Consider the following 23,068-nt stretch of genomic DNA (forward strand, 5'->3'; position numbering starts at 1 on the left):
TTATCTATAATTTCTGTCTGCTGCGCAAAACCGTAAATGCACTGGCAGAATCAGCGCAGGACAGCCAGTTGCGGACTTCTTTATATGCAGCGATAATTACCTCATCCTCCTGATTCATATAATGTAGCCTCATTAAACCTTCATGAAGAAGTTTTAAACCGTCTGTAAACTGCGGTATTCCTCTTCGGCAAGCCTCCAGAAGATAATCCCTGATTTCAAGAAGATCCGGATTCGGTCCACGCATCAACTGTGCTGCATGTATAATACATCCGTCCGGAAGCCAGTCAAACCAATCTGCAAGATTTTTCGGCCAGTGGTGCAGGTTCTCGATTGAATTAGTGCGCAAAAGAAAATAGCCTCCTAATGAAGCGTACGAAGGATTTTCTATCTTATCATAAAGAAGTTTTTCCGCATAATTAATATGCTCAAAAAGGCTTTTTGCTTTTCCTATCTCTCCTATTGAAAGCATCCTTAAAAGTGTTTCAGCTTCTTTTGATCCAAGCTCAACTGTAAAGCAGAGTTCATGACTCGATCTTGTGCTTCGGTTATTTGAAACCGAAATGTTTATTTCCTCATTAATAGGCAGTTTCACTAGAAAGTTAATCCCTCCATATTTCAGATAAAGTCTGGAATTTGGTTTTTCTAAGGTGCTAATTTTATAGGACTGATTTAGATCTATTTCATTGAAAATACTTACTGGAAAAACATTTTCACGATAACGCTCAGATAAAAACTCATGAATAAAATTGTAATCATATCTGAATTTTTGATCGTAAGGATACTGAAAATTCATTAGATATTGCATGTCAATATCTTTCCAATTAGATGTTTTGTAATTAAACTTCTCTTCGTTTAAACTGTCGTCATTCCCAATATTTACAGAAATATTAGGTTCTGAACCCGCAATAAAACTTCTTAGATGCTCTATTCCTCTAGGATCCGTAACCCTGACAGCATACACGCCTTCCTTAAGGAGAGCATTATAACTAGACTCTGTAGTCCACTTAAATATAACTACATTAAGATTTGAGTCGAGAATCTCCAATTGTTTCAACTCTGAATCATTCTGGAAATTCATATTTATATTAATGGTTGACCTAATCATTTGATATAAATTTTTGTTTTCATAAAAGGCGGTTCAACCGGATAATACTCCACGTGGTTAGAAAAAGAATTATCATTGAATTCAGCTGAAATCCTATACATTCCCGCGCTACCTTGAAATATCCAGGGTTGGGGCTGAGGTTCTGGTTCTCTTCTATATTCATCTGCTGTATCAAGATTACTGCAGTGTAAACCCGCGGCACTGTGCGCTTCATCTGGGCAGCACATTATATTTATCTCGGCCTGCGGAGCTTCTGGATGATGAAGGAGGTCGATGCTGTCGCTATAGGAAGTGCTGCATTTCTCGATTCCTGCATTTCCAGGGTTCATTATACCCATAAGGGTATTCATTTCTCCGCATATTCCACTTGTCGAAACGACCCAGCCATCATCTTTCTTTTTTGAAATGCCGCCGTGAAGCGCTTTGATAAGTGAATTTGTGTAATGTGAAATGCTGTTCATTCTGCCTTGAGCATTCTTGTTCCTTGCCACAGATTGCTGCGTTAGATCATATAGGCAGTTTGTCTGAGTGTGGGAAGGCGGATCAAGAGGATTTGCCATGAACCTATTAAGAAGCATATCATTGGTAAGACCTCTGCATGAATCTATAAAAAACAGCTGTGTTTTTGCTCTACAAGATTGAAATCCAACTCTTGTTTCCGTAAAACAAAATGCTCCAGAAAAAGGATTCAGAGATGATTTGGCAAAATCTTCCGCTAAAAGGAGGTGCAATGAATCCTTTTCATATCCATGCCCGCAGAAAAAGAAAAAAGCTACATTATCAGAATCTTCATCGCATCGTTTTTTCCACTTTTCGTATTCATTCTGAATATTTTCAATTGTTGCTGGAATTAAATCCTCCCCCGGAAAAACTTCTTTTCCTTGTGGAGCTTTTGACAATAATATCTGCACACTTCCCAATGGCACTATCCATCTCTCAGCATCATGGAGTTCTTTTATGCATTTATATAAAGCTTCAACAGATACTGGAGGAGAAGTCAACTGTTCAAGATCCTTTGCAACATCAAACTCTTGATCAATCGGCTCCATTCCTTCTTTAAGATATCTATAACCTCCGACCCCTATTAACAGCACATGCATTTTAGGGCCTTCCGTTTTATTCTCAAATATTAAACTCATATTTTAAGGTGGCTAGTTTTAAAAATCATGATAAAATAAAAGCAAAATAAAGACAATTAAAAGAAAAACTATAGGTATTTACACCTGTTTTTAACAAAATCCAAACTTCCTAAAATCAGAATCCAGTCTAAAATCTTGATTCAAAATCTTAATCTCCCAACTACTGTTGCCTTTGTTTGAGTTATCGCACAATACTTTACTGTCTTGAGCACTCCTCTTCACCAACCCCATCTCCTATATGCAATTAAATAACATATCAGTAAACATCCAACCGGCAACAAATTATCTAATGGAAACAACCTTAATTAGATTTCTCAAATATTTTTTAGGCCATTTACTAAAGGCTGTCGATTGTAAAATCACTATTGCTTTTAACATCTATTATGTCAGCAACTCAATGTCCCAAGGTCATGCCATAAAATCCTCTTTAGATCAGTTTCAAAATCCATCATTTAGCATAATTTACTATTGCTAAAGTAGTCATAGTTTTATATCGAGAACCTAAATGCATAAAGCATAATCATCTACATTTCAGTATATTTGGAAATCTAAATAAATCACAATATGATTAATACTATTTCAGATTTTCTCGAGCAACTTAAGAAAACAGGACTTGAACAGATATCTTTAAATGATTCTGATATCAAGCATACAGTAACCATAGGCAACATGTATGAAGGATTAACTTCAGAAATTTTAAATAAATCTATTTTTTCAGGGCTTAATCTGAAAATAGTAAACAATAGCTTTATTTATAATGACAGCGGCAGATTAAGTAAAGAAATGGACTGCATGATCGTTATTGGTGATGGCAAAAAAATATCTTTTTCAAATCAATATAAATATCATATCCGCGACGTAGTAGCTGTAGTGCAGGTCAAAAAAAAACTATACAAAAATGACATTTATGATGCACACGAAAATTTAAGATCCGTTATAGAGGTTTCCGAACCTCGGGACGGAGAGCAATATATGAATCAAATCCTGTCTGATTCCTACAAATTACTTGTCGGCAAGAATCTGCCATCATATGAACAGCTGCCCGATCTCTCATGGAGAGAACAGATGATGTATCATTACCTGCAGCTACAGGCTTTCTGGCCCATTAGAATATTGATTGGGTATGAAAGCTATAAAAAGGAGAATGCCCTCCGTGAAAGTTTTTATAACCTCCTTAAGGATGCTGTCACAGAAGGCCCAAAACCCAACTATAGTCCTGTTAACTTTCCCGATCTGCTGATCTGCGGCCAGAATTCGATAATTAAGAATATAGGAATGCCTTTTGCTTATCCCCTAGAGCATCGAAAGGAATTTTTCTGGCAGATTTTGTTTACCACTAATGAAAAACCTATGTTTTTACTCCTGGAAATGATCTGGACCAGATTGAGTTACAGGTTCAGCCTGGGCTCAGAAATATTTGGTGATGATTTTTCTCCCGAAGGTTTTCACAAATTCTTAAGCTGCAAAGAAAACCAAATAGATGAATCGTATTTTGGCTGGGAATACAACTATACTTCTTTTAGTGATGAGCAGCTCGCTGAAGCACCAAAAAAAATGGAATGGGAACCAGTTAAAATTGATGAAAATGAAACAATAATTCTAAAGACACTTGTAAAAAATGGCCGTATAAAATGCGACGAGGAACTTAAAAAATTCTTAGCCTCCAAAAATGTTGAAGTCACGGAACTCATAAAGTCATTAACAGCCAAAAGAATCGCTTATCAGGAAAATGATGAAATATTGCTATTAATTGATTTACCAGTGATTGCATTAGGAAATGGGCAAAATTATATTGGAGAAAATAAAAGCGGTGAGATGTTTTTCTGGATGAACAAACAGCCCGCTGGTAATTCAAAAACTTAAACCATATTACATCTAAATTTACGGCTTTCATACCTAAGGGCCTTTATGCGCTGATGATTCACGAAGAAGAAAAGTAACAAAACTGACATACAGATAAAAATTAAGGCATCACATAGAAACTTATATTGGTTCTACTTTAGATGCCTTGAAGCATTAGGAAGTCTATAAAATATAGTTTCTAAATGATTGTTCTTTTCGCAAGGCAAAAATAGATTAGTTTCTTTATTCTTATATTTGTTTTGCAGGTAATATAAAAACAGCTCACAAAAAAAATGGAGAAAACTACTGAAATTTTTTTTTTTCCCGCACTCAATGGCGACAGTTTCTTAGTTTCTAGTGAAGGCACAAATGTTCTGATTGACGGTGGATATGTTAATACATATAGGAACTTTTTAAAACCTAAACTTCAAGAACTAAAACTGAAACAGCAAGTTCTGGATTTGATCGTTGTTACACATATCGATGGAGATCATATTTCTGGAATTAATAAACTTCTAGAAGAAAATAACAACGTAAAATTTATTGACATCAAAAATATATGGCATAATTCTTATCGACATTTACAATTTCGAGAAGGTGATGATAAAAAATTTTTTTCAGATTCTCTAAAAAGTTTAGCAGAAATGAAAACAACTGTATCACTAAAAGAAGAGCTATTAGAAAAGGAAAGGGATGTAAGTGTAAAAAAAGGCTCAGCACTTGCAAAGCTAATTCATGAAGGTTTGTACAACTGGAATAAGCACTTTTCAGGTTCACGTGTTGTTTTTCACAAAGAAGCTCTTTTTGAGGGCAGCTTCTCATTTTTGATTCTTTCTCCAAACAAATTTAAATTAGACAAGCTAAAAGATTATTGGCTAAAGGAGCTTTATAAGCTGGGATACGTAAATGACTTATCCAGTTCCGATTTTATTGATGATGCCTTTGAATTTGTAATTGCCAGCGCAAAAGAAATGAAAGTTAATCGGGAAAAGAATATTTCTGCAAGCTATAACTTGGACTTCGAAAAATTATTGTTGACGGAGTTCTCAGAGGACAATGCTCCTGCCAATGGAAGCTCAATATCATTTATAATGCAATCCGGAAACTCTAAAATCCTTTTCCTAGGCGATTCTCATCCTTCTGTAATAATTGAAAGCTTAAAACTTTTATATGCTGATTATGAGTTTCCGCTCTACTTTGACGCTATTAAAGTTGCGCACCATGGAAGTGCTGTCAACACCAATGACGAATTGCTGCACTTAATTGATTCAAAAAAATTTCTTATTTCGACCAATGGAAATTCTTTTGGACATCCTGATATGGAAACCATCGCCAGAATCGTTACAAGAAAAACAGATTACCAAAGAACCTTATATTTCAACTATCCACTGGAAATTATCAGTCATATTAACGATGAAAAAATGAAAGAAAAATACAATTACAAATGCGTTGTATCGGAAGGTGCGGCAATAAAAATTACGTTGCATGAAACCATTAATTAATCACTCGCATGTACTGCAATCCTGTCTGGAAATTCATTGCGGAAGCGACCAGGGAACTGGTTTTGTAATCTCGAGAAATGTAATCCTTACAGCCTTTCATGTCATCGCAGATTATGTAGATGACCAAAAGATATTTATACAAAGAAGTGAAGGAAAAGTTGAATGCAAAGTTGTAGCAACTTCGATTGATCTAGATCTATGTTTATTGTCCTGCGATGTAGATGACCTAGATTCTCTGCCTTTGGAAGCAAGCATACTTCGTTTAAGGGAACCGTGTCAGATTTATGGCTTCCCATACGCATCGCGCCAATTGGGGGTCAGTCTAAATGGAAAAATTAGCCAATCTATAAACGATGATGCAAGCGATTTTATAATAAATGAGCTTGATATTGACCCGAAATTCGATCACGAGGGACTTTCAGGAGCTCCGGTAATAATTGAGGGAAAAGTCGCCGGAATTGTACGAAGACAATTAGATGAACGACTTTCAATTGTAAGTGTTTTGAAAGCATCCAAATTCTTGGGATCGAATGGTGTTGAATTCGACGAGAATTTGCCTGCATATCACATTCCTCATGGTTTTGAAGAACAAATAGCTACCTCGAGACCAAACCGTGCCGTGATAACCAGACTTGAAGAAGCTCTTGAAACTGACAGTAGCTGGTTTTTACTATACGGCTCACCTGGATCAGGTAAATCAACACTTTCAGCATCCTTTTCCCCACGTCTAAAAACAACAATAGTTGCTTGTCGGTATTTTCTGAAAATTCCAAATGATAATGAGCCATTGGCCCTTCGCAGATCCAAGCTGTTTTTCTTAGAGTATTTGGAAAACGTGATTTCAACAACCATAACAGGGCAGCGGCTGCCCAAAGATGAACTTTCTTTTGAACAGCGGCTTCTAAGGATGAAAAATCTTTTGGAGGAGTTTGCAGCTTATCACTTGGCAAAAAAACTAACGGTCTGCATAATTATCGACGGACTTGATGAAGTTCCCTTACTGGAGGAATTCCTTGGAGTACTCCCTACATCAGTTCCAAAAGGAATAAAAATACTATTGTCCGCAACATCTCCGCAAATTTTACCCTCGCACTACAAAAATTTAATCGCTGCAGAACAGCAGATACTAGTTACTCCGCTTTCAATGTCCCAGTGTGAAGGGCTTATAATTGAAGAGTTAAGGCAAGATCTTATATCAGTTGAAGAGGTTCAGGCTCTTGCTGAAAAATCTGAAGGACATCCTCTGTATTTGCGTTATCTTATTAATTTCTTAAAGAACTGTGAACCGGATTTTTTTGATGAGAAGTTTGATGAATGGCTGAAAAAGATCCCCATAATTCAGGGAGATATCACCAATTACTATGATTCGCTATGGGATCGATTTTATGAAAATCCAAGCAAGCTCTGGATTATCATAATATTCTCACAAGTCCGTCAACCCATTTCGACAGACGAAGCATATCAGATATTACCTGAATCGCTAAAACTAACATTTACCTCTAATTTTGATTCGATAAAATATTTATTTTCTGGTGAAAATTATCTTGAAATTTATCACAACTCTTTCAAAATTTATGCAGTCTCAAAGACAAAGCGAGAAGAACCACTTGCAAATGATTATATCTCTAGTTTTCTAGCATCAGAACTTGAATTAGATCTATCACTTAATAACCTACTTTACCATTATTCAAAGAGTTCAAAGAAATCATTTGCTGTTCAACAATGCAACCAAACATGGGCAGACCGATGTGCAATGAATGATGTTGCTCCTGATCTGGTTTTAGACGATATCAAGCAGGTAATCAGATTGTCAATAGAGTTAAAACTGACACTCGACACAATCCGTTTATTGCTGTTACTACAAAGGATTGATTTCCGCTATGACAGTATTTTTACAGAACATGCGAACCTGCTTGCCTTTTCTCTAATCTCTATTGGAAAATATGACGCAGCTATTAAATATCTCGTACGAGATGCAGACCTGCTTATTGGCAATTATGATGCTGTTAACTTTTTACAATTATTTTATGAGAACAAGGCAATTGACGAGGCCAATATTTTATATGAATCATTAGAAAAAAGATACCGTAAATTCATTGAAGAGGGAATACGTTCAAATGACGGGATGAATGTAGACATGTTTGAAGTAATTATCAGAGCAAACGCCTTATCCATCAGTGATAATCCGAAGACAGGTTTTCAAAGATGTATGGGTATATTGGCCATGCTGAAAAATGTAGAAGACGGTGCTAGAAAAGCTAATGAGAATGAAGGCGCTGACGATATATATGCATTACGTGAGCTTGGATCCGGTTGGATAAATGCATATGCACTGCGCAGTATCGATTATTTTGTTCCATCTAAAATGGTGCATGAAAAAATGAAAATTGATATTGATGATGGATGGGCAAACATTCGTGCATTGAGCATATTATTTTTTGATGAATTTAATGATTATAATAACATCATTGTTGATAAAAACGAGCATTTTAAACTTCTAGTTAAAGATTTGGAAGTTCTGGTGCGCGATTATGGTTACAAGCAAGAGCATGCGAAAAATATCATACTGGCATTGCTCAACAATAGTTCTGACTGTGATTTATTAAGGACTCTGATTTTAAAAAACAAAACAACTGAAAATGAAGAATTTAATCTCCGCGCTCCTAATGGAGTAGATCTTCAATTTGATGAAATATATAATCTTCTTTTTCGATCAATTTGCGAAGGCTACACTGATGAGACTGAAAACTTTGTTCCATTAAGAAGCCTTACTAATAGATATAAGAATTGGGAAAATTACTCTAGCTCCATACTGCAAAGTTTGGGTTATATAGAAGGCAGACTATTATGGTGCCGTGCGGTAGATTCAAATTTTGCTTCTGCCGAAGAAGAATTATTAAGGGTTTTTGAAGCAATCAATTTTTCATTAGATGAGAGAAGCAAATGGGATCGTGCCTATCACTTACCGGAATACCTTTTCCCTATCATTTATAGCAAATGTTTTGAAATTTCAGTTAAGTTGTTACCAGAGGTTTTTCAACGGTTATTTGATTTTTTTATCTCGCGCATGAGTAGATTGCAGCTTGGTCTATACTCAGAAGGTTTTAGGAGAACACTCTATGAAGTATGTAAAATACTAATCAAAAAAGACTTTGGTAATGCTTTGGAGGAACTTTTGAAAATTTGGGAATCACACATTATTGAGAACGTTTATAACAGGTGGGAAAGAACACCCGAATTGCTTAAAATAATGGAGATATATGGCTTAGCCGGAAATAGTAACAAAGCCAAGGCAGTTTTTCAAGAAATGCTTAAAACGTCAATGGGCCCAAGCTGGTACAAGGAAGATCAGCTTGCACTTATTGGCCGAGTGATGTCACTACCAGATAAAGGCAGCGTTGTTTTATCAGCTCTGAAAACTTTGGCTGGACTTTTGGATTTCGCTTCTGGTGAGATGACTTTTCAAAGGTACGTTAGACAAGAAAAAGAACATTTTATAGGCGGCCTGATAAGAAATGATAAACTTAAAAATGCACTTGATTATTACAAATTCGAAATCTTGCCTGATGCGAGTCAAGTAATCAAGAATGCAGAGTATGATGAAATAGACACACCAATACCCGGCAACGGCTATGTTTTGGGAGCCGGCGGCTTAACAGAGGAAAGAGCAATATTGGAAATTCTTGAAAACAGCCAAATCAAATCACGTCAGCTAGTCTGGGCAATGAGCCAAATATTCATTATAAATACCGATACCGAGAGATATCTTAATCGTTTTACGACTATACAAAGTAATGCGTTACAAAGTATCATCCAAACAGACACTGTCTCCGTTAAATTTCTGTTGCCTTTTATTGCTAGTAACGCGGTAAAACTTCATGCGCAAGGGCATGCAAATTATTATCTCAAATCTATTTTTGATGAATTGAATCAATCCAATAGGCTGGAGCTGCAATCTTTATTAAAAGTATATGGAATAGAATACAATATCGATAAAAAAGAACCGCAAAAAATAGAGAACTCTTATAGTAAAGACAAGCCAGGGAATCCAGTCACGGAATTTCTGATGGAAGCTTCATCCCTTAAAGAGCTTTCAGATGAAAGAGAAAGATTACTCAATACTGGTACAAATGCATTCATGAGCAAAAAGTACATGATCTGGCATGGAAACTATTCCTCGGAAAATAGTGAGGCACGCAGGGTTATAAAGGGGCTCATCGATTCCGCCGAAGAAGGCATGTCAATATTAAAGCCATTTATAGAAGAATTTGATGAAATTCCGTGGGTCGTAGTGAGCCAGCTTTTATGGTTTTTACAGGACAAATTTTCAGCTGAACAGACTCATAAAATTTACGACTTAGTGTCAGAACATTTTACAGAACTTATCCAGCCGCACCAGAAGAGAATTGAAAAATATTCCTGGATTGAAAACACATCAAATGATGAAGAAGATCCGGACATTCAAGTAGCTTCATTTCTTATCTGGCTCCTTAATCATCCAGTCGATCGAATATCTGAAGCGGCTTACAATTGCATCACATTACTTTGCAACACCGACCCAAAACTTATTGTTCCAGTTTTGATAAAGCAATCTTTAAGTGGTAAACCGATATATTCCACCGAACGGGCATCATTTATCCTTTTAGAGACAGCAGCCTCGCAACCTGCTGCTTTAAGTTCTTGCCTAGATAAAATAGATATACAAGAATTTACAACAATTGGACACTTTACCATTCGTTACAACTTTTTTAGGATTGCAGCAATACTGAAAGATTTTGTTAAAAGCGAGCTTTACAATGAAATTAGGAAAAGCTTCCCGGAAGTGGTTGCACCTACTGCTGAAGTTGATATTGATGAAGTCTTTCTAGAGTCTATAGAATGGAATATCAGCAGGCTGAATGAAAAAAACTTATTAGATAATTTTTTTTGTGAAACGCTCATCAGTACAATAAACCAGTGCATTGCACCATTGTCTATCAATGAATTTATTAAATCCGACGATTATGTCAACCGAAGCTTCTATGAAAGTACTAATGGGCCTACAAGATTTGAGTATGTAGTTAAACATTCGCTAAATATTGCAATAAATCATAGGGTTTCACTTTGCAATATGGATGAAATTTTTGATGAAATTGACATTTAAAAATGGGAAAAATAAAGAAACAATTTTTATCCTCTCGCGAGGATTTCGAACGCAATTTTTGTATTTTGGAAGAGCTGCTGCGAAATGGACTAATGTCATTTACAGAATCCAGCCGGAAAAGCGCTGAAAGTTTACAAAAAATTAGAAAATTACCAAACGGACGCATTGATTTCCATACTGTAAATGAAATGGCCAGACTTAGTGCAAACTCAGTATCAAACTTTGATAATATGAAATACGAAGACCAAAATGAAAAAAAATAATCTCGGAGGTATGCCTCCGCCAACAACAAGATTAGAATTTGAACATAACATATTTTTGTCGATTGAAGAAGTTAAATATAAAGTTGAAAACGACATTAAGGATTACGGCCTATACCACTCCGTAGTTCCAAGTTTAAGGAAAGTAAAATCACTTCCCAATCATAGGATTGATATGACTACAATCGATGAAAAAGCAAGACTTCATGCCAACATGCAAAAATGGATGGAATCTATACAATTTAAAGACCTTAATAAAGAAAAAGAAGAATCCAGTGAACAAAATATGTCGCCAGAAATTGAATAACAAGATGATAGCATTTCTACCACAAAAATTAAGGCAAATTAAGAATTTAAATGCTGTAATTTATACGGGAGTGTAATAAATTTTCTGAGATTTTTATCGTTAGTTTTATGATCAACTTCAATTTAATATCTAATAGTTAGCTAATCCTTCAAGTTTTAATTAATCAATATGCAGCCTCAAAACAAAAAAATAAAAACATTAGATATCATGGAGGATTTAAATACTCTCCTAAAAAAAAGAAACGGTGGAGCGGTTAACTTTAGAGGGATTCATTACCAGGTTCTGTATTCCTGCCATCTAATTCTTGACAAACTAAAAGAACCGGCAGGTAACGAAAAGATAACTCTTGAAGGAATTGAAGATATAGACTTAACACAAACTTCCTTGACCACTAGCTCAAGTGAATTCATACAACTAAAATCCTCGGATAACAAATTAAATGCAGGTGATTTCTGGAACTGGAATATTCTTCAGAACTTCCTGCAAACTTATTTAGCAGATAGTTCAAGTAGTTTCAGACTGGTTTACAATTTCCAAGTATCTGACGGTGCTTTAAAACAGCTTTTTGAAAACAAGCTTACATCAAATTCACTTAAACATTGGGAATCAAAAATAGCAAGTTACTACAAACCTAGTTTTAATATTGAGGATTTTTTAAGCAGAATATCATATGAGAAAATATCATTTGATGAAATTACAAACAGCATAACAACGCTTTTAATTAAATTTTGGAACGTCAACATCGGTACAGAAAGACAATTTATAAATGCATTACTCAATAATATTTTACAATGGTCTAAGGAACGCGCAACAATCAGCCATCAAAATGTTCGCGTAATATTTGAAGATGTCAGAGACTCCTATTCAAAGGCTGTCAAAAATGAAGCTGTCAAAAACAACTGGATAGAGCAGGTAAATTATTCTAATGAATCACCTTCCAGCCTTTTAAATTATTATGATGGTAAATCTGCCAAGCCTTACCATATTTCAAACGGCCTTCCAGCGCGGAGAAAATTATGGGAAAAAGAAATAATCCAGGCTGTCAAAACTAATGATGTCGTTCTTATTAGGTCTTCAAGTGGGCAGGGAAAATCTACCCTTGCCTGGCAGACGGGTTATACGCTGAGAGAAAAACGTAATATTTACCAGCTTCATATTACAAATAACTGGGAGCAGGCTAATTCGGTTATGGAGTTTCTTCATTCCCGAGTTTTGATTGGTGAATTCCCAATTGTGATTATTGATGGTCTAGATGCAGAAGTAGATCATTGGCAAAAACTGGTACAGCGTACATCACTTCTGCCGGTTCAGTATATTATCACTTCCAGGCACGAAGACTGGATAAGATATGGGGGGGACATTTCCACTATCAGCCTGCAGCCGATAGACATAAGCATCGGAAAAGAGGAAGCTGAAGACATCTTCAACCAATTTAAACAAAAAGGTAAGCTGCATCCGGAAATTAAAGAATGGCAGCCGGTCTGGGAACAGGTTTTAGAAAAAGGACTGCTGATCGAATACACTTACTTGCTGACTCGTGGTGAAATGATCAGTCAACGCCTTGAATCACAGATTAAAAAATTAAAAGATGATAGAAGTCCTGCTGCCAAAACGGAAATTCTTAGAATCGTATCGGCAGCTGATTGTCTCCAACTAAAAATCGAAACTAAAAATCTTGTCCGTTACATCGAAAAATCTGTAACTTTTGCAAATCAAGACCGTGGTGAAGTACTTAACGAACTTCAAAACGAGTATTTTCTTAATTTTGACGGGAAAAATATCGAAGGGCTGCATCCTATTCGTTCTAATCATCTGCTCCACCTATTGCACAATACTTTGGCTATTTCAGACACATTTATCAATCTTTATCAATTACTACAAGATTCCGACAAGCAAAATTTCTTTCAGAATGCAGCGCTGTTAATCAAAAAAGAAGAATCTTTCGAATTCTATAATAATATTTCAGAAATTCTAAGCCATGGAACATATATGGATATGTTGCATGCGCTCAATGGTGTTTCTCATACTGAACCTCAAAAATACTGGCTCGAAAATCAGCAGCACTTTGACGAGGCATTCAAAATTGGAGCCTTGGATTTGTTTGTAATGCATACAATACCTGGCAAACAGATCAACACCTATGATGACCTTCTAAAAGTGATGCCAAGTCAATTCAGTGCAAATATGACCAGACAGAGAGATCTTTTGAAAAATTTATCAAAATATGATTTTAAGGGAGGTGATATAAATTATCTGGCAACTGCATTAATAAAGAAAATCAACAGCTCTAATTCGTTCAAGCCATCATATGTAGGTCTCGGCCATCTAGCAAAATGGTTTATAAAGCTTGATCTAAAACTAACTATTCCCTTTGACACAAATTTCTTATCCGAAAACTTAAAAAATCTTCCAATCGAAGAAGCAGTAGGACTTTTTCAATATGCCTTTATATCAAATCCTCCATTGTATGAAAATTATGTTTTGGAGAACAAACAAAATATTATAAACTTTCTTAGAAAAAACACTGAATCCTTAAGAATTGAAGAAAATGACAATCATATTGACATACATTTCATATGGGATGGTGAATCATCAAAAACAACGGTCAATCAAAGCATGAATAGGATTGAATATGTTTATAATTTTCTTCCTTATTATTTAAAATATAATACCCACCCCATAATACTGCCTTTTCCAACAGAAGAAATCATCAGAGTAACAAGAAGTGATGCAACTAAAAGCATCAGTCCGGAAATCGTTCCGGATTCATCTGAAGCTTCATACTCTAACATATGGATAGAAACTATAAGCAGAAATTATTATGAAAATTCAGCTTTTGAATGGCAGAAAAAAAATCTGCAAATACGAGCTGCAGCTATAGAATGGTGTAAAAGCGCCCTGAGGATTATTGACTCTTCTTATGAAGGAAATAAAGCCAAAAGAGATAAGGAAACTGAAATCTATGTGCAGGCCAGCGATAAACTCAACAATTTATTGACACCAGTAAAGCCGTATCCAAAATATGCCAATACGATGCCTGATAAAGACGACCTAAAGAAAGCAGAAAAATCAATCAATTCTTGGCTTGGCGCAATTAGGAATTCAAATTCCCAATTTGTTAACTTATTTAATCCAAAAGGAGAAAATGACCAATATGTAGCCTCAAACAATTTCAAGTCTATTTTTTTAAAACTTACAGAAATGCAGGCTTCTTTTCACGATATAGAAAAACTGACTGCCGTATACTTTGATACTTTATCTGTAGATAAGGATGAAAATATTATATACGAACGTCTTTACAAAAGTATTACTTACTTGATGAATCATTTTCCATTCAGTACTCAGATTCCCGTCAAAGTCGGGCGTCTGGCCATCGAAAATTGGTATACTGAATTTATTACCAGTGAAATGTCCCAGCTCAAACAAATTTTGGAAGCGGCATCACTGGAAATCGGTTATGATTTTATAATGCCCAAGAGAATCAACAAAATGGATAGTGCCGATACTGTGGTAATTGGTATCAAAGATTTTGATTTCACAAAGGAAAACAACATCTTTTTGCTTGCATATTCACTTCGCGGTCTAGCTGATTACCCGGCCTATTTTTTCTCAATAGTTTCAATCCAGGACAACATAGCTATAAGCGGATTTAGATTCAAAAAGGATTTTTTTGAAATTTTAAATGATTTTGATGACACTAAGTTCGAAGATTTGAATTTAAACCTCCCTTTACCTATAATTCCGGATCATGAACATGCTGATCTTTTGAATGTCGAAATAAGAAAACAGGCGACAGAGTCAACGGCAGACCTCAAATACAGAATTTTATTAGAAGTATGGAAGTTATCGCAGGCAAGATCAATCTTAAGCAGTGATGAAATATTTGATAAGGAATGGCTTGAAGAACTAGAACACAAACATCTTGAAACAGTCGAAAAAAACATTAAATTGATTCCTGAAAGCAAGATAAACAATAGCTTTATAAATTGGTATTATGAAAACTGTAATTCAAAAAAGCTATGGTCAGATCAGGATATTATTTCTAAGATTATTGAAGCTGCGCAGCAGGAAATAAACCAACCGCAAATTTAGCAATAGAAAGAAACATTGTGAACACCATTGCCAGCCATAGCATACTTAATAACATCGGACTCTTAACTTTCAAGTATAACAATTTATGGTATAGCGATAATAATGTATTTAGGTATTTTATCTAACTAGAATATTATAACATAGTGGTTATTTCATGAAACTCTATTGATGATTCTTTATAATTTTTAAGTATTTCACTTTTGTTGATTGAAACCAGCTTGGAATCCTGAATAGTAAGCGCATATCTGCATTTATTATAGATAATCATTGCCGTATGTCTTGATAATCCCATATTCTGTAATGCGATAACAATTCTATTTTGAGTACCGTATTCTAAAAGGGTTGCCCAATTTTCTCCTGAATTCTCTTCACCTAATAAGTTTATTACTATTTGATAGTAATGATTAAAATATTTTTCAAACAAAAATCTTAAGACGTATTCTATATCATCAATAATTTTTTCAATAACAATGTTAACATGATTTAAATTATTTTTCTCAAATACTGCAAACTCAATGTAATCAACTTGTATCTGCAAGGATTTTTCATCATGCCAGTTAAGAGATTGAACGATGATTTGATTTAAAGTTATTCCATTCATCCACTGGTTCATTATAACAGCATAGTATTTCATACTATTCTTATTTGAAAGCTTTTTTTCAGCTTTATCCCACTCATATAAATCATACATACTTTCCAAAATCTGCAGACAGACAGCATAGGAAATATCAGTATTTGGAAGTCTTATTTCCTGCTTTTTTAAGTGTCTTCCCTTTAAAATATTAAAAATTTTTTGCTGCTTGCTGATATTGATCGACTGATTGGCATTGAGAATCTCTTTTGGTATAGTTATATCCTTGGTAATGCTTTTTGCAATGTCAATTATCTTTTGTTTATTTTTCTCGATAAGTTTTTCAATAACAGGGCTTTTGTATGAAGACCTGATTTCTAAAGTATCGATACATATTATGTTTGCTATGTAATCTAGAATTTCTTTTTCAGTTTCCGTGCCACTGATATTTTTGTTTAATAAAATTTTTTCTATTTTCTGCAAATTCTTGTCAATTTTGGTCAAAATTGTAGGCTTTAAGGTAATGGGCTTTTTAAGAAATATAGTACTTTTATTTTCCCATGTACAATCCTCATGCTTGATGCAGTAGATATTTCCAAATAATTCTTTATTTAACCTACCCGCCCGGCCAGTAAGATTCCAAAAATCAATTTCCTCCAATTTTCCTAAACCATTTTTATTATTTAGGATAAATAAGTTTTTAGTCGGCATATTGACTCCCTCCAATAATGTCGATGTGCAGAATACATTCCTGATTTCCTCGCTCTTATATAAATCCTCTACAAGATTTCTCAATAATTGCGGAAGTTTTCCATGATGGTAAGCAACCCCATTTTCTATTAAGTCAGCCAAGAAATAATCTTTATGGATGTAATCCCTAATTTGTTTTGAGGCGTTGGCAATGGCAGTTGTGATTTCTTTTTTTTTGTTATCTCTATTTTTTACAAAATCAACCGCTCCATTTATGGTTTTTGGTTTGCTGTTATTATAAATTAGATTATTAGAATTCTCCCCCAAATAATCTATCACTCTACTGATCGTGGAAAATTTTTCATTAAAATTTTCTGTCTCAATTTTTTTGAAATCATTTTTCTCAATTAGCTCTACAGTTTCGTTTACTATGTCAATAAAATACAAATTCTGCGAAACAGGCGATTCGTCTGTTTGAAAGTAATTATCACTGGTCTGGCTGTCAAACAAATTCAAAAAAACCTCGGGATTTGAAACATTGGGCGAGGAGAAATACAGCTTAACATTTTTACCGTATTTACTCAACGTTCGTTCAATAGCAGAATAAGTGGTTATACTTCTTGAATCCTTTTCCTGTGCGAGTTTATGAGCCTCATCTACGAATAAAAAACCTATAGGAGGATTGTTCTTTTGCGACAAATAACTGATTAATCTTTCTGGTGTTAAAATGAGAATATAGTTATGAACTTCCTCCGTCAGTAAATCGCTAATATTGGAATTTGTTGCAATTTTATAATTATAGCGTTCAAGTATACTTTGTAATTCTCCTTTTAAATCTATGGTAAACTGATTTATCAGCGCTCTTGTAGGAACCAATACAACTAAATTTTCGGGAGGAATATTTTTTATAACTTTCCTAATAAAAGCTTTTATTATAAATGATTTGCCCATCGAAGTAGGACCAGAAAAGCTAAATCTGAGGCTAGAACTTAAATTCTTAAACAATAAATATTGAGAATCCGTAAAAACCTGATTCTCGGAGTCCGGAACATGCTGGATTATCTTTTTTGCTTCCACTTCAATCATTCGGTCAAATGGTATTAACGAACGATTAGAATTTAAGTTTTCCAGATATCTTACTGCGGGAAAATTACCCAATTTTGAATATATGGCTTTTGACATTGTTCTATATATTTCATTTTCACAATAATTGTGGTTGAGAAATGTGACAATCTGGTAAGCTCTGTTTCTAGCAGATGAATCTGATGAATTTGAAAGAATATCCGCAAATCTCAAGGAGTCCTTCAATTCTTTATTTGAAAGAATGCTTTTTGTCTTTTTATTTATAGCTTGTTCAGCATTTATCAAAGAACATTTATCAAATAAAATTTTAAAATATTCACCATGTAGTATGTCCTCGGTTAATTTATCTATGATTTTTATTTGGCTCATAACAATTCCTTTATTATGTCCTGTCTAGTCTTCTCTAAATCAGAAAATGGAATTACATATATATAAAAATTATATCCCGTAAATTCTGTTTTTTTTATTTGATAATTTATTGAGCTTAATAATGAATTAACCTGAGCAGTAATTTTAGCTCTGATCTTTTCACGAAATTCATGATTGGGCATTCTTTTTTCATCGTCATCAATATCAATATTAAACCCTAAAAAGATTCCAAACGAATGGTCAATATTTGTTTCGTCTGTGCTTGCACTTGGTATGATAATTTTTTTTAAGAGATCATAGCTATTCTCATCGTAAGCTTCCTTTATCAGCTGGCTGCTTACTAGTTCAATTTCAAAGTCTTTTTTTGCTCCTTTTTGGGAAAGTAATTTACCAATGGATTCAAATGCTTTATAAATGCCTTGTTGTAAATCCGAATGTAATTTTGATTCTCCAAAAATTAACTGATAATCCTTATCGTTTAATTTCAGCAAATGAACTCCGTCTGCACCATTAACAAACATTTGATTTGACGTTTTAAGTTCTAGTTTCGTTAAAATTTTTGGAGCATTTAAATGAGATTCTAATAGGCAATAAAGTAATATTTCCCCAAGTTCACCTCCTTCAGTCTCTTTAGCCGTAGATAATGGATTTTTTTTGATTTCTAAATGATTTCTTAGAAGACCTCTTGCTTTATCAGTAAGCGACCTAAACTTTCCTTCATCAACTAATTTCTTTACCTCAGTTCTAGATAAAGCAAAATAGTGTAGCTGGTCTGCTAATAACTCAATTAGTTCATTGTAAACAAATTGATTATTAGTAACCCGTAGAGTAAATAAATTTAATTTATTTGAATTTTCCAGCTCCAGATCCTTTATATCTTAGTAGAATAAATCTAGAAAATCTTTTCTAATGTCAGTTTTTAAACTCATCAGATATATTTTATTAGAAGATTAAACAAAAAATATTTATTTTTTTTAGTAAAAGTTTCATTTGGAAAAATCAACAATACAATTATACAAAAAAATAATACTAGTCTTAATAAAGTTGAATTATCCATTTTGCAGAAAATTGCTATAAATAAATTTTTACAGTATTATTTGTTAAAATTCTTTGTGATACAACCGTTAATAAAAAAGCTAACTTGCTTTTGATAAAAAGTTTTTATTAAATAACAGAGCTAAAAAGCTCCGTCATCTACAAATGAATAATAAGTTTCAGGAGTAATGATAAGATGATCCAGCAGTGTGATATCCATTATTCTGCCTGCTTCTTTAACTTTTCTGGTTATCTGCCTGTCTGCTTCAGAAGGTTTAACCTGACCTGACGGATGGTTGTGGATCATAATCAGCGATACTGCATTAAATTTAAGCGCCGCTGCAAATGTCAGCCTGAGGTCTACTGAAGTGCCGGCAATTCCGCCTGAGGATACTTCATACATGCCCAATACCTTATTGGACTGGTTCAAAAGCAGGATCTTAAACTCTTCGAAAAATTCGATTGTATCTGGATTCCAGAACTGGAGCGCCAGCTGATAAACTGTTTTGGAGGAACTGATATAAGGTCTTTCTGAAGCTTTCACTTTTGTTTTATAGACCAACTGTACTTCTGCTACCTGATTCCAGTTCTGAAGTGTTTTTGAAGTTTCCATGATTTCTTGAGTTTAAAGATTAATAATGGAACCCCATTCGGGAATGAGAAAGCGAGCGAAAAAAGCAACGCAATAAAGCAGGTTTTCCCTCCTGCATTTATGGGGGAATTTTTTTCTGCGAACCGCCTTTCCTTCCCGAACTTTGTTTCGGAATTAAGCCTGAACCCTGAAACAATATCTCCTTCAAGTGTCTGCGCCGCGAAATTCCACAAAAAAGCCGAAAACTAAATTTCGGCTCTTTCTTCTTTTTTGTTTTTCATGCGCATTTTAATCTGATAGAGGTTCTGATGCAGAAGCTTCAAAATCTGCTTATGGTGCGGGGAAACCCTGTTTTTGTCTCCCCTGCACTGCAGAACTTCAAGCGAGGGAAGCGCCACTTCAATAGTCTCCACAGGTTTGTTCTCAAATCTAGCCGAAAGGATAAGGGAGTTCCTTTTTTTGTAGTATTCATTGGTAAATACGCAGTGTCGGAGCACATCGCCCTGTTCCAGAAAATCGTGCACGCTCTCCATCACGCAGATGGAAAGATTCTCTTTTGTGAACTCAAGCCCGAAAAACCGTTTCTTCTGCTCTTCATAGCCAATCTGCGCCTGCTGTATTTCTTGGCGTAGCTCTTTTATATGCTGGCGTCTTTGGATTATGCGTTTTCTCTCCACAAGTCTGTCGTGCACCTCTTCCAAATTCTCAGGACATACCAAATCGGCATTATTCAAATCCTTTCTGAACCATCTGAGCAGGGAAATGTAATCTTCCCAAAGTGAGAAGTCCTTAACCTTGTAAGCGTTCTTGGCGCAGGTTTTGACTGCCTGCCAGTTCTCCCTGATGTTCTGTGAATATGAGGTCAGGTAATAAACAAGAAAATCGGTCTGCCCAGTCTTTAGGAGCGTCTCTGCGTGGGTATCTTTCAAAAGAGCCGTAAAAAGCACCTGTGGGGCGATACCGTAGAAACTGCCTTTGAAGCCATTTCTTTTCAGAACGAAAATCGCTTTTGAAGACGGATAAACCTTATAAGGATTGATGCGGAATTTGGGAGAATCCTCAAAACTTTTTGGGCGGATTTCAAGGGGAGAATAGTATTTCCATGTATCATAGGCCTGTGAAAAAACGTTCGTGCCGAGAGAAAGTGTGCGCACCTCCCCTTTCCCGTTTATCCAATGCTGCATTACTTCCTTATGAAAATAGGTCGGCTTGCAGCTCTTTTTCATATCCTTGTGCGAACAGATGATGCGAACGACCTGAAATCCCCCGCATACATCCAACACAGCGAAATATTCTATTTCTTTGAAACGCACCTGATTGTACTGGTGCATTTTAAGCTTTCCATTGCACGCAGTGCAGTTGATGTACTTTTGGCAGGATGCTTTCAGCGCATCAGGCTTCCAGGAGTGTGCGCAGTCAAGGCAGTGGAATTTTCCCCTTGAAAGCACGCCCCATTTGATGAAAATGTTTTTCTCTGCCCAAACCTGCATCTTTTGGGTTACAGGCGAAAGGGTCTCGCTCAGGGACACAATCTGCTTTTCGATGATTGTTTTAGGTATCATAGGTCAAAAAGCGTTAAGATTTTCGATTCGGCTTTGGGAGCAATTACTGCCGTTTTTACAACGGCAGTATTCTGCGGAACTTCTACAACTGAAGTAAACAAATCAGCCTTTGCAGGCGGACTAGCCACTACCCTGCAATTAACTAGCTGAGGCTGTCCGATGCTTTCATCGGTGTAGTATTTGACCGCCATGTCGAATATTTCCTGATTGTCAAAGGCGCACAGTCCTGTTTTTTTCACCTCGCCGAAAATGTAATTGCAACAGCTTTCCAAGTTTTTCGATTCCTTGGAGAAGTCCCTTGCAAAGACAGCATCGGCAAGGGCAGTCTGATTGAGATAGTTTTCTATAGCGGTCTTAAAGTTTTCTGAAGCTTTCATAAGGGAAGATTTAAGATTAAACAAAAAGATTATTCAAAAGAGGTTCTGTAGATGTCATAACAGTACTCTTCAAAACAGAGCCAGCATATAAAGGTGTAATGAGGCAGACCGTAGCGGTCTTTTACGGCTTCCCCAATGGAATCTTCCATTTCTTTTCTGATGTCTTCCAAATCATCAAGATGTTCGATGTAGAATTTTTTACAGTCGGCATGATAAATAAACTGGGATATCATACCGCTGATGCATCCGCTTCTCTGCATGTCTTCAAGGAATGCTTTGAGCTGCTGTTTTTTTGTTCCGTAATAAGACTGCATTTCCAAAAGGATTATCTTTTGGAATGCATCGCGCACGTCATACTCGGCGTATACTGATTTTTTCAAGGCTTTCATAACTCATTTCTTTAGGCTTATACATTTGATTCGGATTAGAAAGGCAGGTCGTCAGGCTGTTCCTTTTTGCTGTTTTTGGCAGGAACGGCAGTTCCCTGCAAGGCTTGCGCATCTGGGACAAATACCAGTATTTTGATATTGCTTGTGTGGAAAGTGAGGCTTGCCACAGCCTTGCCCTCAGAATTGAGATAGGCGTTCACTCCTACACGTCCGAAAAGCTCAACCATCGCGCCTTTTTTGAGCCACTGCGCAACACCCGAGCTGAGCCAATAGGAACAGTCTATGTAGGTTACTATTTTAGTTGTTTCGGCGCTTCCTTTTGCTTTGTAGCTGTCGTTGACTGCAATTGAAAAATTTACCACCTCCCTGTCTTTGGCTGTTTTGGCAACAACCGCATCCCTTGTCAATCGTCCTGTGATTTCCATGATTTCTAAATTTTAAGTGATTACTTGTTTTAAAATCCTTTTTCCCTGCCTTTCCCACAAAATGTTTTCAAAAGAAAAAACGGAAAAAAAGAAAGCAGCAATAAAGCGGGCATCAAGGAAACGGAGGGCTATAAGTCCCGAAGGGCGGCAGCGCCGTTATGCGCCTGCAGGATCCGGTGCACGCTAACTTGGCTGCCTTTTTATCCGTTTCGAATGAAAACCAATAAGACTATCCTATTTCCTCCAGCCAGGATTCAAAAAAGGAAAACAAAATGCACAATAAGATTGGCTGGATATAATCTATATTTGTGATACATTTAAAATTTGTTTTCCATGTCAAAAAAGAGGAGGAGATTTGGAAATCCTTGCACTGGAGTTCCTTGACAAGATTTTCAAGGAGCTAAAATTTACGGCTGTCCGCAAAAGGATCCAATTATCAGGCACACAGTACGGTTACGAAAATGCAGTTGAGATCGTGAATGAGAAATATATAAGCAGATTGATACACAGCGAATGCAAGGACTATACAACGGAGCTGAATTATACCATAACAACATAGAAATTAAATTAGAGAACTTTCCAAAC

The 23,068-nt window shown here is 35.6% G+C and carries 15 protein-coding genes; 6 read left to right on the plus strand and 9 right to left on the minus strand.

The window, feature by feature from the left end; all coding sequences use genetic code 11:
* Nucleotides 1–4: 4 nt before the first annotated feature.
* Together PQ463_RS08115 and PQ463_RS08120 are read right to left on the minus strand one after the other, a co-directional pair.
* Nucleotides 5–1,105: a hypothetical protein gene (locus tag PQ463_RS08115; protein WP_274257151.1), complete on the minus strand. Its 1,101-nt coding sequence runs from the start codon at nucleotides 1,103–1,105 to the stop codon at nucleotides 5–7.
* A complete protein-coding gene (locus PQ463_RS08120) occupies nucleotides 1,102–2,244 on the minus strand; it encodes a caspase family protein (RefSeq protein WP_274257152.1) in 1,143 nt (380 codons plus the stop codon). The genes PQ463_RS08115 and PQ463_RS08120 overlap by 4 nt, the downstream gene beginning before the upstream one ends.
* 564 nt (nucleotides 2,245–2,808) lie before the next feature.
* Between PQ463_RS08120 and PQ463_RS08125 the strand changes: the two genes are divergently transcribed.
* The 6 genes from PQ463_RS08125 to PQ463_RS08150 all read left to right on the plus strand — a co-directional run bounded on the left by PQ463_RS08125 (nucleotide 2,809) and on the right by PQ463_RS08150 (nucleotide 15,390).
* Nucleotides 2,809–4,107: a DUF6602 domain-containing protein gene (locus PQ463_RS08125; protein WP_274257154.1), complete on the plus strand. Its 1,299-nt coding sequence runs from the start codon at nucleotides 2,809–2,811 to the stop codon at nucleotides 4,105–4,107.
* Nucleotides 4,108–4,379: 272 nt separating this feature from the next.
* A complete protein-coding gene (avs1a, locus tag PQ463_RS08130; RefSeq protein WP_274257156.1) occupies nucleotides 4,380–5,588 on the plus strand; it encodes an AVAST type 1 anti-phage system MBL fold metallo-hydrolase Avs1a in 1,209 nt (402 codons plus the stop codon).
* A complete protein-coding gene (locus PQ463_RS08135; RefSeq protein ID WP_274257157.1) occupies nucleotides 5,572–10,731 on the plus strand; it encodes a S1 family peptidase in 5,160 nt (1,719 codons plus the stop codon). Before avs1a ends, PQ463_RS08135 begins: the two co-directional genes overlap by 17 nt.
* Nucleotides 10,732–10,733: 2 nt before the next feature.
* On the plus strand, nucleotides 10,734–10,994 hold the full coding sequence (gene avs1c, locus PQ463_RS08140) for an AVAST type 1 anti-phage system protein Avs1c (protein ID WP_274257159.1): 261 nt from the start codon (nucleotides 10,734–10,736) through the stop codon (nucleotides 10,992–10,994).
* A complete protein-coding gene (locus tag PQ463_RS08145) occupies nucleotides 10,981–11,298 on the plus strand; it encodes a hypothetical protein (protein ID WP_274257160.1) in 318 nt (105 codons plus the stop codon). Before avs1c ends, PQ463_RS08145 begins: the two co-directional genes overlap by 14 nt.
* 168 nt (nucleotides 11,299–11,466) lie before the next feature.
* Entirely contained in the window at nucleotides 11,467–15,390 is a 3,924-nt protein-coding gene (locus PQ463_RS08150; protein WP_274257161.1) for a P-loop NTPase, read from the plus strand.
* 133 nt (nucleotides 15,391–15,523) lie between these two features.
* Here PQ463_RS08150 and PQ463_RS08155 read toward each other — a convergent pair whose 3' ends face one another.
* The 7 genes from PQ463_RS08155 to PQ463_RS08185 all read right to left on the minus strand — a co-directional run bounded on the left by PQ463_RS08155 (nucleotide 15,524) and on the right by PQ463_RS08185 (nucleotide 22,483).
* Nucleotides 15,524–18,103 (minus strand): DEAD/DEAH box helicase, encoded by a 2,580-nt coding sequence (locus PQ463_RS08155; protein WP_274257163.1) that lies wholly within the window; start codon nucleotides 18,101–18,103, stop codon nucleotides 15,524–15,526.
* Nucleotides 18,100–18,978 carry a HamA C-terminal domain-containing protein gene (locus PQ463_RS08160; protein ID WP_337992888.1) on the minus strand — a complete coding sequence of 293 codons (879 nt, stop codon included), beginning with the start codon at nucleotides 18,976–18,978 and terminating at the stop codon, nucleotides 18,100–18,102. The genes PQ463_RS08155 and PQ463_RS08160 overlap by 4 nt, the downstream gene beginning before the upstream one ends.
* Nucleotides 18,979–19,280: 302 nt before the next feature.
* Complete coding sequence (locus PQ463_RS08165) at nucleotides 19,281–19,751, minus strand: JAB domain-containing protein (protein ID WP_274257166.1); 471 nt, start codon at nucleotides 19,749–19,751, stop codon at nucleotides 19,281–19,283.
* A 224-nt stretch (nucleotides 19,752–19,975) separates the two neighbouring features.
* Entirely contained in the window at nucleotides 19,976–21,292 is a 1,317-nt protein-coding gene (locus PQ463_RS08170; RefSeq protein WP_274257168.1) for a PcfJ domain-containing protein, read from the minus strand.
* Nucleotides 21,289–21,669 (minus strand): Cas9 inhibitor AcrIIA9 family protein, encoded by a 381-nt coding sequence (locus tag PQ463_RS08175; RefSeq protein ID WP_274257170.1) that lies wholly within the window; start codon nucleotides 21,667–21,669, stop codon nucleotides 21,289–21,291. The genes PQ463_RS08170 and PQ463_RS08175 overlap by 4 nt, the downstream gene beginning before the upstream one ends.
* Before the next feature lie 29 nt (nucleotides 21,670–21,698).
* Nucleotides 21,699–22,058, minus strand: a complete 360-nt coding sequence (locus tag PQ463_RS08180) for a DUF7222 domain-containing protein (protein ID WP_274257171.1) — start codon at nucleotides 22,056–22,058, stop codon at nucleotides 21,699–21,701.
* Nucleotides 22,059–22,093: 35 nt separating this feature from the next.
* Complete coding sequence (locus tag PQ463_RS08185; RefSeq protein ID WP_274257173.1) at nucleotides 22,094–22,483, minus strand: single-stranded DNA-binding protein; 390 nt, start codon at nucleotides 22,481–22,483, stop codon at nucleotides 22,094–22,096.
* Nucleotides 22,484–23,068 lie beyond the last annotated feature (585 nt).

Source organism: Flavobacterium sp. KACC 22763 (assembly GCF_028736155.1).
GTDB lineage: Bacteria > Bacteroidota > Bacteroidia > Flavobacteriales > Flavobacteriaceae > Flavobacterium.

Coding starts and splice junctions, on each gene's coding strand:
- PQ463_RS08180 (WP_274257171.1), bottom strand. CDS start 22,058: ATGAAAGCCTTGAAAAAATCAGTATACGCCGAGTATGACGTGCGCGAT.
- PQ463_RS08120 (WP_274257152.1), bottom strand. CDS start 2,244: ATGAGTTTAATATTTGAGAATAAAACGGAAGGCCCTAAAATGCATGTG.
- PQ463_RS08155 (WP_274257163.1), bottom strand. CDS start 18,103: ATGAGCCAAATAAAAATCATAGATAAATTAACCGAGGACATACTACAT.
- PQ463_RS08125 (WP_274257154.1), top strand. CDS start 2,809: ATGATTAATACTATTTCAGATTTTCTCGAGCAACTTAAGAAAACAGGA.
- avs1c (WP_274257159.1), top strand. CDS start 10,734: ATGGGAAAAATAAAGAAACAATTTTTATCCTCTCGCGAGGATTTCGAA.
- PQ463_RS08135 (WP_274257157.1), top strand. CDS start 5,572: ATGAAACCATTAATTAATCACTCGCATGTACTGCAATCCTGTCTGGAA.
- PQ463_RS08185 (WP_274257173.1), bottom strand. CDS start 22,483: ATGGAAATCACAGGACGATTGACAAGGGATGCGGTTGTTGCCAAAACA.
- PQ463_RS08145 (WP_274257160.1), top strand. CDS start 10,981: ATGAAAAAAAATAATCTCGGAGGTATGCCTCCGCCAACAACAAGATTA.
- PQ463_RS08175 (WP_274257170.1), bottom strand. CDS start 21,669: ATGAAAGCTTCAGAAAACTTTAAGACCGCTATAGAAAACTATCTCAAT.
- avs1a (WP_274257156.1), top strand. CDS start 4,380: ATGGAGAAAACTACTGAAATTTTTTTTTTTCCCGCACTCAATGGCGAC.
- PQ463_RS08170 (WP_274257168.1), bottom strand. CDS start 21,292: ATGATACCTAAAACAATCATCGAAAAGCAGATTGTGTCCCTGAGCGAG.
- PQ463_RS08165 (WP_274257166.1), bottom strand. CDS start 19,751: ATGGAAACTTCAAAAACACTTCAGAACTGGAATCAGGTAGCAGAAGTA.
- PQ463_RS08150 (WP_274257161.1), top strand. CDS start 11,467: ATGCAGCCTCAAAACAAAAAAATAAAAACATTAGATATCATGGAGGAT.
- PQ463_RS08115 (WP_274257151.1), bottom strand. CDS start 1,105: ATGATTAGGTCAACCATTAATATAAATATGAATTTCCAGAATGATTCA.